Genomic DNA, 11,381 nt, shown 5'->3' with positions numbered 1-11,381 from the left:
GTCCCGGATGCCGGGACCGCCGCCGCCGTCGTGCCGTGAACCTCGGGCTCAGCTGAAGGAGTCGCCGCAGGCGCAGGAACCCGTGGCGTTCGGGTTGTCGATCGTGAAGCCCTGCTTCTCGATGGTGTCGACGAAGTCGATGGAGGCGCCGCCCAGGTACGGGGCGCTCATCCGGTCGGTCACGACCTTGACGCCGTCGAAGTCCTTCACGACATCGCCGTCGAGCGAACGCTCGTCGAAGAAGAGCTGGTAGCGCAGGCCGGAGCAGCCGCCGGGCTGGACGGCTACGCGCAGCGCAAGGTCCTCGCGGCCTTCCTGCTCCAGCAGGCCCTTGACCTTGGCTGCGGCGGCGTCGGACAGGAGGATGCCGTCGCTCACGGTGGTGGTCTCGTCCGATACGGACATCTGCTTCTCTCCCGGGTTGTACGGACTGCTTGCCGACGTTGCAACCGTCGGAGCCTCGGATTCATTCCGGGCCGGCGCTTGCCTGTTCCTTTTCATGCTCGCACACGGCACCCGCGGGGGGATGCGTCACATCGACGCTATCGGCATCGTCAAACTGACACGAAGCGGTTATGATAGATAGTGTCAAATAGACGAAAAGGCTCGCCGCAGAAATAGAGAGAGTGCGTGACGTGACCACCGCCCAGCCCCTGGATGTACAGCCGACGCCCCTCGCTCTGCTGCTGCTCGGCCGCGAGGCCGACCCGAAGAGCGAGCGCGGCGTCGAATGCCCGGGCGACCTCCCCTCCGCGTCCGACCCGGACCTGGTGGAGCGCGCCCGCGTCGCCAAGGAGAAGCTCGGGGACAAGGTCTTCGTCCTCGGCCACCACTACCAGCGCGACGAGGTCATCCAGTTCGCGGATGTCACCGGCGACTCCTTCAAGCTCGCCCGGGACGCGGCCGCGCGTCCGGAGGCCGAGTACATCGTCTTCTGCGGCGTGCACTTCATGGCCGAGTCGGCGGACATCCTGACCGGCGACGATCAGAAGGTCGTGCTGCCCGACCTGGCGGCCGGCTGCTCGATGGCCGACATGGCCACCGCCGAGCAGGTCGCCGAGTGCTGGGACGTGCTGACCGAGGCCGGCGTCGCCGAGCAGGTCGTGCCCGTCTCGTACATGAACTCCTCCGCCGACATCAAAGCCTTCACCGGCAAGCACGGCGGCACGATCTGTACCTCGTCCAACGCGAAGAGGGCCCTGGAGTGGGCCTTCGAGCAGGGCGAGAAGATCCTCTTCCTGCCGGACCAGCACCTGGGCCGGAACACGGCCGTACGGGACATGGGCATGACCCTGGAGGACTGCGTCCTCTACAACCCGCACAAGCCCAACGGCGGTCTGACCGCCGAGGAGCTCCGCAACGCGAAGATGATCCTGTGGCGCGGGCACTGCTCGGTGCACGGACGCTTCTCGGTGGAGTCCGTCAACGACGTGCGGGAGCGCATCCCCGGTGTCAACGTGCTGGTGCACCCGGAGTGCAAGCACGAGGTCGTGGCTGCCGCGGACTACGTCGGCTCGACGGAGTACATCATCAAGGCCCTGGAGGCGGCCCCGGCCGGATCCAAGTGGGCCATCGGCACCGAGCTGAACCTGGTGCGGCGCCTCGCCAACCGTTTCGCGGCCGAGGACAAGGAGATCGTCTTCCTCGACAAGACGGTCTGCTTCTGCTCGACGATGAACCGGATCGATCTTCCGCACCTCGTGTGGACGCTGGAGTCGCTGGCCGAGGGCAGTCTCGTCAACCGGATCGTCGTCGATCCCGAGACGGAGAAGTACGCGAAGCTGGCGCTGGAGCGGATGCTGGCGCTGCCGTAGGCGCGGCAGGCCCACGAGGGCCTGTCCGAACCGCACGTAGAAGGCCCCGGAAACCGCCGAGACGGTGCCGGGGCCTTCGTACGTGACAGAGGGCGTCAGGCCTTCGCGGGCTCCGGTTCACCCGAGGTGGTCTCCCCGGACGGGCCCGGGACGCCGGCCTTCCTCTCGCGCTTGGCCGCCTTCTTCTTCGCGCGGCGCTCCTTGCGGAGCTCGACCATCGCGTACAGCGTCGGCACGAGCAGCAGGGTCAGCAGCGTGGACGTGATCAGACCGCCGATCACCACGACGGCGAGCGGCTGCGAGATGAAGCCGCCGTCGCCGGTGACGCCCAGCGCCATCGGGAGCAGCGCGAAGATCGTCGCCAGCGCCGTCATCAGGATCGGACGGAGCCGGTGGCGGCCGCCCTCGACGACCGCTTCGACGACGCCCAGGCCCTGGGCCCGGTACTGGTTGATCAGGTCGATCAGCACGATCGCGTTGGTCACCACGATGCCGATCAGCATCAGCATGCCGATCATCGCCGGGATGCCCATCGGGGTGCCGGTGGCGACGAGCAGACCGATCGCGCCGGTCGCCGCGAACGGGATGGAGACCAGCAGGATCAGCGGCTGGATGAGCGAGCGGAACGTCGCGACCAGGAGCATGAAGACGATCGCGATGGCCGCGAGCATGGCGAGACCGAGGTTGGCGAACGCCTCGTTCTGGTCCTCGGATACGCCGCCGATGGTGGCGGTGGCGCCTGCCGGAAGCTTCAGCCCGTCGATCTCCTTCAGCAGCGCGGCGCTCACCTCACCGGTGTTGTCGCTGGTGGGCTTCGCCGTGATCGTCGCGGCACGCTGACCGTCGATCCGGGTCATGGAGACCGGTCCGGGGACCAGTTCGACGTCGGCGATCCGGCTGAGCGTGACCGCGCCGAGCCGGAGGTCCTTCAGTTCCGCCATGGTGGCGGCCGGGCGGGACGAGGTGACGACGACGTCGCGCTCGGTGTCGTCGAGGATCGCCTTGCCGGACGGGGTGCCGCGCACGGCGCCCGCGACGGCCGCTCCGAGGGTGGCGTCGCTGAACCCGGCGGCGGCGGCCTTGTCGTTGGCCTTCACGGAGATGCGCGGGACGCTCTGCGACAGGTCGCTCTGGACGTCGGTGACGTCGTCGAGCCCGGCGACCGCGACGCGTACCTTTTCGGACGCCTTCTCCAGCACGTCCCCGTCGGCGGCCTTGACCACGACGCTCAGGTCCTGGCTGCCGAAGCCGTCTCCCGCCGCGATGGTGGTGTCACCGATCCCGTCGAGCTTGCCGAGGGCCTCGTCGATCCGCTCCTGGGTGGCGTCGAAGGCGGCCGAGTCCTTGAGGGTCACCTGGTAGGAAGCCTGGTTGGCTCCCGTACCGCCGCCGAAGGCCGCCATGAAGCCGGACGAGCCGACCGTGACCTGGTAGTCCTCGACGTTCTTCTCGTCGGCGAGTACCTTCTCGACCTTCCGCGCCGCCTCGTCGGCCGCCGCCAGGCTGGTGCCCGCGGTGAGCTCCTGCTTGATGGACAGGACCTCCTGCTCGCCCTGGTCGAAGAAGTTGGTCTTCAGCAGCGGGACCATGCCGAAGGTGCCGAACAGCACGGCGACGGCGAGGACGATGCTGGTGATCCGGCGCCGGGTCGCGAAACGCAGTACCGGGACGTACAGCCGCTGGAGCCTGCTGCTCGCCTCCTTCTCCTCCGCCTTGCGGCGGGCCTCCGCCGGGTTCTCCTCGGCACCCTTGGGGGCGCGCAGGAACCAGTAGGACAGCACGGGGACCACGGTCAGCGAGACCAGCAGGGAGGCCAGCAGCGCCGCCGTGACGGTCAGGGAGAACGAACCGAACAGCTGGCCGACCATGCCGCCGACCAGACCGATCGGGAGGAACACGGCGACCGTGGTGAGCGTCGACGAGGTGACCGCTCCGGCCACCTCCTTGACCGCGGTGATGATCGCCGCGTGGCGCTCCTCGCCGTAGCCGAGGTGCCGCTTGATGTTCTCCAGGACCACGATCGAGTCGTCGACGACCCGGCCGATGGCGATGGTGAGCGCGCCGAGCGTGAGCATGTTCAGCGACAGGTCGCGGGTCCACAGCACGATCAGCGCGAGGACCACGGACAGCGGGATGGAGACCGCGGTGACCAGGGTCGAGCGCAGGGACGCGAGGAAGACCAGGATCACGATGACCGCGAAGATCAGGCCGAGCGCGCCCTCGGTGGTCAGACCCGAGATCGCCTTGGAGACGGCGGGGCCCTGGTCCGAGACGACGGTCAGCTCGGCGCCCGCGCCGAGGTCCTTGCGCAGGTCGGGGAGCTTGTCGCGGACGGCGTCGGAGATGGCGACGGCGCTGCCGTCCTTGTCCATCGTCGCCATGACGGCGAGGCTCGGCCTGCCGTTCGTACGGGTGATGGAGACCGCGGTGGACGGCTCCTCCTTCACCGTGGCGATGTCACCGACACGGACCGGCTTGCCGGGCTTGCCGGTCGCCGGGTTCTGCGCGGTGAGCGTGAGGTCCTCGATCTGCTTCAGCGAGGTGTAGCCGCCGCCGACCTGGACCGTACGGCTCTTGCCCGCCTCGGAGAACGAACCGCCCGGGACGGTGGCGCCGCCCGACTGGAGGGCCTGGGACAGCGAGCCGACGGTCAGACCGGCCGCGGCGAGCTTCTTGTCGTCCGGGGTGACGGAGATCTGGAGGTCCTGGACGCCGTCGACCGTCACCTGGCCGACACCGTCGATGTCGTCGAGGGCGGGGACGACCGTGCGGTCCAGCTGGTCGGCGAGCGCCTGCTGGTCCTTGTCCGAGGTGACGGCGAGGACGACCGTGGGGATGTCGTCCGTCGAACCGGCGATGACCTGCGGGTCGACGTCGTCGGGAAGCTGGATGCGGGCGCGGTTCACGGCCTGCTGGATGTCGGCGACGAGCTGCTTGGTGTCTTGGGCACCGAAGTCGAAGGTCGCCATGATGACGGCGTTGCCCTCGCTGGCGGTCGAGGTGATGCCCTCGACGCCGTCGACGGCCTTGATCGAGTTCTCGAGCGGTTCTACGACCTGCTTCGCGACCACATCGGGGGACGCACCCTGGTAGGGGGCGAGCACCGACACCATCGGAAGTTCGATGGTGGGCAGCAGTTGCTGCTTGAGCTGCGGGATCGCGATGGCTCCGAATACGAGCGCGACGATCGAGATCAGCCCGATCAGGGCCCGTTGCGCGAGGCTGAATCTGGACAGCCAGGACATGGGTGGGTCTCTCTTCTGTGGCGTACGCGGAAGACGGGCGGGCGATCAAGGGGGACACGCCCCGCCCGCTTATACGATCGCCGCTCCCGATGACCGAATCGTCGGCCCCGGGGCTGCTTTCTTATGCCGCGCATACCGCAGGTGGAGTACACCCCGTCTCCACCCTCGCCGGGCCCGCTACTCGGCCCGGGGACGCACCAGGCCCGATTCGTAAGCGGTTACCACCAATTGCGCCCTGTCCCGGGCGCCGAGCTTCGCCATCGCCCGGTTCACATGGGTCTTGACGGTGAGTGGGCTGACCGTGAGCCGCTCGGCGATCTCGTCGTTGGAGTGCCCGCCCGCGACCAGTACCAGCACCTCGCGTTCGCGCACGGTCAGAGCGGCGAGCCGTTCGGAGTACGCGGCGGCGTCCGGCCCCTCGCCCCAGCTCCCGCCCTGGGCGAGGAAGGTGGCGATGAGCCCCTTGGTGGCGGCCGGGGAGAGCAGCGCTTCGCCGCCCGCCGCGATACGGATGGCATTGAGCAGTTCGTCCGGTTCGGCGCCCTTGCCCAGGAAACCCGACGCACCCGCGCGCAGGGACTGCACCACGTACTCGTCCACCTCGAACGTGGTGAGCATGACGATCCGGACGTCCGCCAGGTCCGGGTCGGCGCTGATCATGCGGGTGGCGGCGAGCCCGTCGGTGCCGGGCATCCGGATGTCCATCAGCACCACGTCGGCGCGCGTCGACCGGGCAAGCGCCACGGCCTCGGCCCCGTCCGCCGCCTCGCCCACGACCTGCATGTCGGGCTCCGAGTCGACCAGGACCCGGAAGGCACTGCGCAGCAGCGCCTGGTCGTCGGCGAGCAGTACCTTGATCGGATTCACGCCTGTCCCCCCGTTCCGCCCGGAGCGCCGGACGTCGCCTGCTCACCCGTGCGGGCCTTGACCGGCAGGATCGCATGGACGCGGAATCCGCCGCCGTAGCGGGGGCCCGCGGTGAGGGTGCCGCCGAAGGCGGTGACGCGTTCGCGCATGCCGATGAGTCCGTGGCCGCCGCCGTCGCCCGTACCGCCGGAGCGCTCGGCCGCGTACGGGCCTTCGCCGGTGCGGCCTCTGCCGTTGTCGAGCACCGTGATCTCGACGGTCGCTCCGACCCGTACGACGCTCACCTCGGCCTTCGCGTCCGCTCCCGCGTGCTTGCGCACATTGGTCAGCGCCTCCTGGATGACCCGGTAGGCGGCCAGATCGACGGCGGCGGGCAGCGGGGTGTTCCGGTCGGTGCAGGCCACCTCGACGGGGAGTCCGGCATTGCGGAAGGTGTTGACCAGTTCGCCGAGTACCGCGAGCCCGGGAGCCGGTTCGGTGGGTGCCTCCGGATCACCGGACTGGCGGAGCAGTCCGACGGTGGCACGGAGTTCGTTGAGTGCCGATCGGCTGGCGTCCCGGACGTGGGCGAGCGCCTCCTTGGCCTGGTCCGGGCGCTTGTCCATGACGTGGGCCGCGACGCCCGCCTGGACGTTGACGAGGGCGATGTGGTGGGCGACGACGTCGTGCAGATCCCGGGCGATCCGCAGCCGCTCCTCGGCGACCCGGCGGCGCGCCTCCTCCTCACGGGTGCGCTCGGCGCGTTCGGCGCGCTCCCTGATCGCGTCCACGAACGCGCGCCTGCTGCGGACGGCGTCCCCCGCGGCGCCCGCCATCCCGGTCCACGCGAAGACACCGAGGTTCTCCTGGCTGTACCAGGGGGCCGAGCCGAAGAACATCGCCGCCGCGGTCAGCACCGTCATGGTCAGCAGGCCGACCCGCCAGGTGGTGGGGCGGTCGGTGCGGGAGGCCACCGTGTAGAGCGCGATCACGGCGCTCATCACCACGGGGGCGGGCGGGTCCATCACCACGAACTCGGCGGCCGACAGTGCCCCGGTGGCGGCGAGCACGGCCATCGGGCTCCGCCGCCGCAGGACGAGCGCGGCGGCACCGAGCACCATCAGGAACACGCTGAGCGGTTCGGGGGTGCGCGTACCGAAGGAGGGTCCGTTCGCCCCGTGGTTCGGGTCGGCGAACGAAGCGCAGATCATGCAGACGAGCACAGCCAGGGCGAGCCCCGCGTCGAGGGCGAGGGGATGGCCACGCAGCCAGCGGTGGGCACGCGCGAAGCCGGTTCCGAGGGTGGTCACGTCGAGCTACGGTACGGCGTGTCGCGCGCCGCCACGTCCCGTACGTGCGCGGATTGCGCTACAGCACCGTGCCCCGCGGCCGGCGGACCGGGCGGGGCACAGAGGCGGGTGCTGGAGCGGGTGGCAGGTCAGCCTGGGATCAGGCCGCCGTCGCCGAGCATGGCGCGCACCTCTTCGAGGGTCGCTTCGGACGACGGCAGGATCAGTCCGGACGGCTCCAGGGAGTCGTCCGGCAGAGGTGAACCGAGCTCTCGCACCTTGTCCAGAAGTGCCTGGAGGGTGGAGCGGAAACCTGCGCCGTCGCCGCTCTCCATCTCGGCGAGCAGCTCGTCGTCGAGCTTGTTGAGTTCGGCGACGTGACTGTCGGCCAGCCTGAGCTGGCCCTCCCCCATGATCCGTACGATCATGACGTTGCCCTTACTGCTTGTCGAACTTGTGCGGACTCTGCTGCGACTGCGGTGCGGCGTCCTGCGTACCGCCTTCGATGGCCTGCTGCTGAGCGGAGGAGCCGCCGGCCAGTTCGGCCTTCATGCGCTGCAGCTCCAGCTCTACATCGGTACCACCGGAGATCCGGTCCAGCTCGGCGGCGATGTCGTCCTTCGCCGTGCCGGACGAGTCGTCCAGGGCGCCGGAGGCGAGCAGCTCGTCGATGGCTCCGGCGCGCGCCTGGAGCTGCTGGGTCTTGTCCTCGGCCCGCTGGATCGCCAGGCCGACGTCGCCCATCTCCTCGGAGATGCCCGAGAACGCCTCGCCGATCCGGGTCTGCGCCTGGGCCGCCGTGTACGTCGCCTTGATGGTCTCCTTCTTGGTACGGAAGGCATCGACCTTGGCCTGGAGCCGCTGGGCCGCGAGAGTGAGCTTCTCCTCCTCGCCCTGCAGCGTCTGGTGCTGCGTCTCCAGATCCGTGACCTGCTGCTGGAGGGCCGCGCGGCGCGACAGCGCCTCACGGGCCAGATCCTCGCGGCCGAGCGCGAGCGCCTTGCGGCCCTGGTCCTCCAACTTGGACGACTGGCCCTGCAACTGGTTCAGCTGCAGTTCCAGCCGCTTGCGCGAGGTCGCCACATCGGCGACACCGCGACGCACCTTCTGAAGCAGCTCCAGCTGCTTCTGGTACGAGTAATCGAGGGTTTCGCGCGGGTCCTCGGCCCGGTCAAGGGCCTTGTTTGCCTTCGCGCGGAAGATCATTCCCATACGCTTCATGACACCGCTCATGGGCTTCGCGCGCCCCCTTCTGACGGACTGAGCTCCGGCACTCCAACAGAACCCACAGTACGGGCCCTGTCTCTATTACCGCACTGTCGGAGCACGGATGTGCTCCTCCCCAAGGACGACTGCCGCCGGTCACCGCTCCCGCGCAGGGAGTAGGTGAAGGTCAGGGAAACGAGCGGCATCGTCCGTTCTGCCCCTGTCGGGATGCCTTTAAGGACGCGGGCCGTTGCCGGATCGTTCCCGCCCGGTCCGTTCTCCTCCCGGCCGACCCCGTACCCTTGGGTTTTGTGTTCCGTAGCCGTTCCTCCAAGGACGAGAAGGCCCCCACCGGCAAGGTGACGGCGGACCTCTCCAAGCAGCCCCGCGACCCCGAGTCACCGAAGGGTCGCCCCACCCCCAAGCGCAGCGAGGCCCAGACGCAGCGCCGTCGTGCCTCCAGCACGCCGACCGACCGCAAGGAGGCCATGAAGCGCCAGCGCGAAGCCAGGCGCGCCGATCTGGCCAAGCAGCGTGAGGCGCTCGCGACGGGCGACGAGCGCTACCTGCCGCCGCGTGACAAGGGGCCGGTCCGGCGCTTTGTCCGTGACTTCGTGGACTCGCGCTTCTGCATCGCCGAGTACTTCCTGCCGCTCGCAGTGATCATCCTGATCCTCAGCGTGATCCAGATCCAGAACATCCAGAACATCTCCCTGCTGCTCTGGCTCGGTGTGATCGTGCTGATCGTCGTCGACTCGATCGGTCTGGCGTTCCGGCTCAAGAAGCAGCTGCGGGAGCGCTTCCCCGACACCCCGAAGCGCGGCGCCGTCGCGTACGGCCTGATGCGTACGCTCCAGATGCGCCGGCTGCGGCTTCCCAAGCCGCAGGTCAAGCGCGGAGAGCGGCCCTGAGCGCGGCCTCCGGCTTCACGGGGGCCGCACCGGCATGGATGAAGGGTCTGGGCGGACTGCGTAACGCGGTCCGCCAGGAGCTCGTTGCCCGGCAGTTGGACGAGCAGATAGCCGCGCGCTTCCCGGTGGGGCGGCGACTGCGGGTGCTCGACGTCGGCATGGGGCAGGGCACCCAGGCCCTGCGCCTGGCCCGGGCCGGTCACTCGGTGACCGGTCTGGAGTCCGACGGCACGATGCTGAAGGCCGCCCGGGAAGCACTCGCGGGCGAACCCGAGGGCATCCGGGAGCGGGTCCGGCTGATCGAGGGTGACGGCCAGGACACGGGCGTGCACTTCCTGCCCGGCAGCTTCGACCTGGTGCTCTGCCACGGCGTACTGATGTACGTCGAGGAGCCCGATCCGATGCTGGCGGGCCTGGCCCGGATGCTGGCCTCCGGCGGGCTCCTCTCGCTGCTCGTACGGAACGCGGACGCGCTGGCGATGCGGCCCGGGAACGCCGGGGACTTCGCCGGGGCACTCGCCGCGTTCGACACGGACACGGACACGTACACCAACCGGCTCGGCGTCACGGTGCGGGCCGACCGGCTCGGCTCCCTGACCGCCACGCTCGCCGGGATCGCCGCGCCGCTGCACGCCTGGTACGGGGTGCGGGTGTTCTGCGACAACGTGAGCAACGAGGCGGAGCTCCCGGCCCCGCCGGAGCTCGCACGGCTGCTGGACGTCGAGGACCGGGCGGGGCGGACCGACCCGTACCGCCGGGTGGCGGCGCTGCTGCACCTCTGCGGCGTACGCGGCTGACACCCCCGGAACGGCCGTACGGGGCGTCGGCGCCGTACGCCCGACCGGCGTATCAGCGCAGGCTCCGCGCGGGGCCGCTGGTGATACTCCGGACATGCGTGCATCCCCTCGCGGCCGACTGCGCCGACTGCTGCTGCCCCTGACCGCCGGCGTCTGCGCGATCTCCCTGGTGGGCGGCTGTGCCGGCTCGGACGCCGACTCCGCCGCGCCCGAAGCCACCCGGTCGGACTCCGCGCGGCAGGGCCCGGTGCCCCGGGCCACCAACGATCTGCAGAGCGACTACCAGACCGTCATCAAGAACGTCCTGCCGTCCGTCGTACAGATCGACGCCTCCAGCGGCCTGGGCTCGGGCATCGTCTACGACGCCGAGGGCCACATCGTCACCAACGCCCATGTGGTCGGCGACGAGAAGACCTTCAAGGTCACCGTCGCCACCGGCGAGAAGGTGATCGGCGCCTCCCTGGTCTCCGCCTATCCGCAGCAGGACCTCGCCGTCATCAAGCTCGACGAGATGCCCGAAGGGCTGAAGCCCGCGAAGTTCGGCGATTCGGAGAAGGTCGCGGTGGGGCAGATCGTGATGGCGATGGGCTCGCCGCTCGGCCTGTCCAGCAGTGTCACCCAGGGCATCGTCTCGGCCCTCGGCCGGACCGTCACCGAGAGCCGCGCGGGCGGCGGCACCGGGGCGACCATCGCCAACATGGTGCAGACCTCGGCGGCCATCAACCCGGGCAACAGCGGCGGGGCGCTCGTGAACCTCGACAGCGAGGTGATCGGCATCCCGACCCTGGCCGCGACGGACCCGCAGATGGGCGACAGCGCGGCCCCCGGCATCGGATTCGCGATTCCCGTCTCGATGGTGAAGACGGTCGCCGACCAGATCATCAAGGACGGCAGGGTCACCGACTCCGGCCGGGCGGCCCTGAACATCACCGGCCGGACGGTCGTCGACGACGACTACCGGCCGGCCGGGGTGGCGCTGGTCAGCGTGGCCAGGGGCGGCGCAGCCGACAAGGCGGGGCTGCGGGTGGGAGACATCATCACGAAGATCGGCGACGCCGAGGTCACGACGATCACCTCGCTGTCGGAGGCCCTGGCGGACGACGAGCCGGGCCAGAAGGTCACCGTGACCTACCTGCGCAGTGACGCGCGGAAGACGGCCGAGGTCACGCTGGGCGAGATCTAGGGTCTTCGGCGGGCGAGGGGCCCACGGTCCGCCGTTCGTGGCCCTGCCGTCTCCCCGGCCGCCGGACAGGCCCGGTGCACGGGCCTGTCC

General features: G+C 69.8%; 10 protein-coding genes. 4 read left to right on the top strand and 6 right to left on the bottom strand.

Features of this window, described 5'->3' with window-relative positions; all coding sequences use genetic code 11:
- Positions 1-48: 48 nt before the first annotated feature.
- Positions 49-405 (bottom strand): iron-sulfur cluster assembly accessory protein, encoded by a 357-nt coding sequence (locus ACFWSK_RS36845; RefSeq protein ID WP_003969624.1) that lies wholly within the window; start codon positions 403-405, stop codon positions 49-51.
- A 221-nt stretch (positions 406-626) separates the two neighbouring features.
- Here ACFWSK_RS36845 and nadA point away from each other — a divergent pair, with 221 nt between their 5' ends.
- Positions 627-1,814, top strand: a complete 1,188-nt coding sequence (nadA, locus tag ACFWSK_RS36840) for a quinolinate synthase NadA (protein WP_383796307.1) — start codon at positions 627-629, stop codon at positions 1,812-1,814.
- Positions 1,815-1,909: 95 nt separating this feature from the next.
- On the opposite strand, the gene ACFWSK_RS36835 is transcribed toward nadA, so the two are convergent.
- The 5 genes from ACFWSK_RS36835 to ACFWSK_RS36815 all read right to left on the bottom strand — a co-directional run bounded on the left by ACFWSK_RS36835 (position 1,910) and on the right by ACFWSK_RS36815 (position 8,415).
- Positions 1,910-5,059 (bottom strand): efflux RND transporter permease subunit, encoded by a 3,150-nt coding sequence (locus ACFWSK_RS36835; protein WP_383796304.1) that lies wholly within the window; start codon positions 5,057-5,059, stop codon positions 1,910-1,912.
- Positions 5,060-5,236: 177 nt separating this feature from the next.
- On the bottom strand, positions 5,237-5,926 hold the full coding sequence (locus ACFWSK_RS36830; protein ID WP_383796302.1) for a response regulator: 690 nt from the start codon (positions 5,924-5,926) through the stop codon (positions 5,237-5,239).
- Positions 5,923-7,215: a sensor histidine kinase gene (locus ACFWSK_RS36825; protein ID WP_383796299.1), complete on the bottom strand. Its 1,293-nt coding sequence runs from the start codon at positions 7,213-7,215 to the stop codon at positions 5,923-5,925. The genes ACFWSK_RS36830 and ACFWSK_RS36825 overlap by 4 nt, the downstream gene beginning before the upstream one ends.
- A 128-nt stretch (positions 7,216-7,343) precedes the next feature.
- Complete coding sequence (locus ACFWSK_RS36820; RefSeq protein WP_383796297.1) at positions 7,344-7,622, bottom strand: hypothetical protein; 279 nt, start codon at positions 7,620-7,622, stop codon at positions 7,344-7,346.
- A 10-nt stretch (positions 7,623-7,632) separates the two neighbouring features.
- On the bottom strand, positions 7,633-8,415 hold the full coding sequence (locus tag ACFWSK_RS36815) for a PspA/IM30 family protein (protein ID WP_383796294.1): 783 nt from the start codon (positions 8,413-8,415) through the stop codon (positions 7,633-7,635).
- A 296-nt stretch (positions 8,416-8,711) separates the two neighbouring features.
- Between ACFWSK_RS36815 and ACFWSK_RS36810 the strand changes: the two genes are divergently transcribed.
- From ACFWSK_RS36810 to ACFWSK_RS36800, 3 genes are all read left to right on the top strand, one after another.
- Positions 8,712-9,311 (top strand): DUF3043 domain-containing protein, encoded by a 600-nt coding sequence (locus tag ACFWSK_RS36810; RefSeq protein WP_383796291.1) that lies wholly within the window; start codon positions 8,712-8,714, stop codon positions 9,309-9,311.
- Between the two features lie 38 nt (positions 9,312-9,349).
- Positions 9,350-10,108, top strand: coding sequence for a class I SAM-dependent methyltransferase (locus tag ACFWSK_RS36805; RefSeq protein ID WP_383796288.1), 759 nt, complete (start codon positions 9,350-9,352; stop codon positions 10,106-10,108).
- Between the two features lie 94 nt (positions 10,109-10,202).
- Positions 10,203-11,291, top strand: coding sequence for a S1C family serine protease (locus ACFWSK_RS36800; RefSeq protein ID WP_383796285.1), 1,089 nt, complete (start codon positions 10,203-10,205; stop codon positions 11,289-11,291).
- The last annotated feature ends 90 nt before the right edge of the window (positions 11,292-11,381 follow it).

The sequence above is a fragment of the Streptomyces sp. NPDC058620 genome (assembly GCF_042717135.1).
Lineage (GTDB): Bacteria > Actinomycetota > Actinomycetes > Streptomycetales > Streptomycetaceae > Streptomyces.
This window is presented reverse-complemented; position numbering and strand designations above follow the sequence as displayed.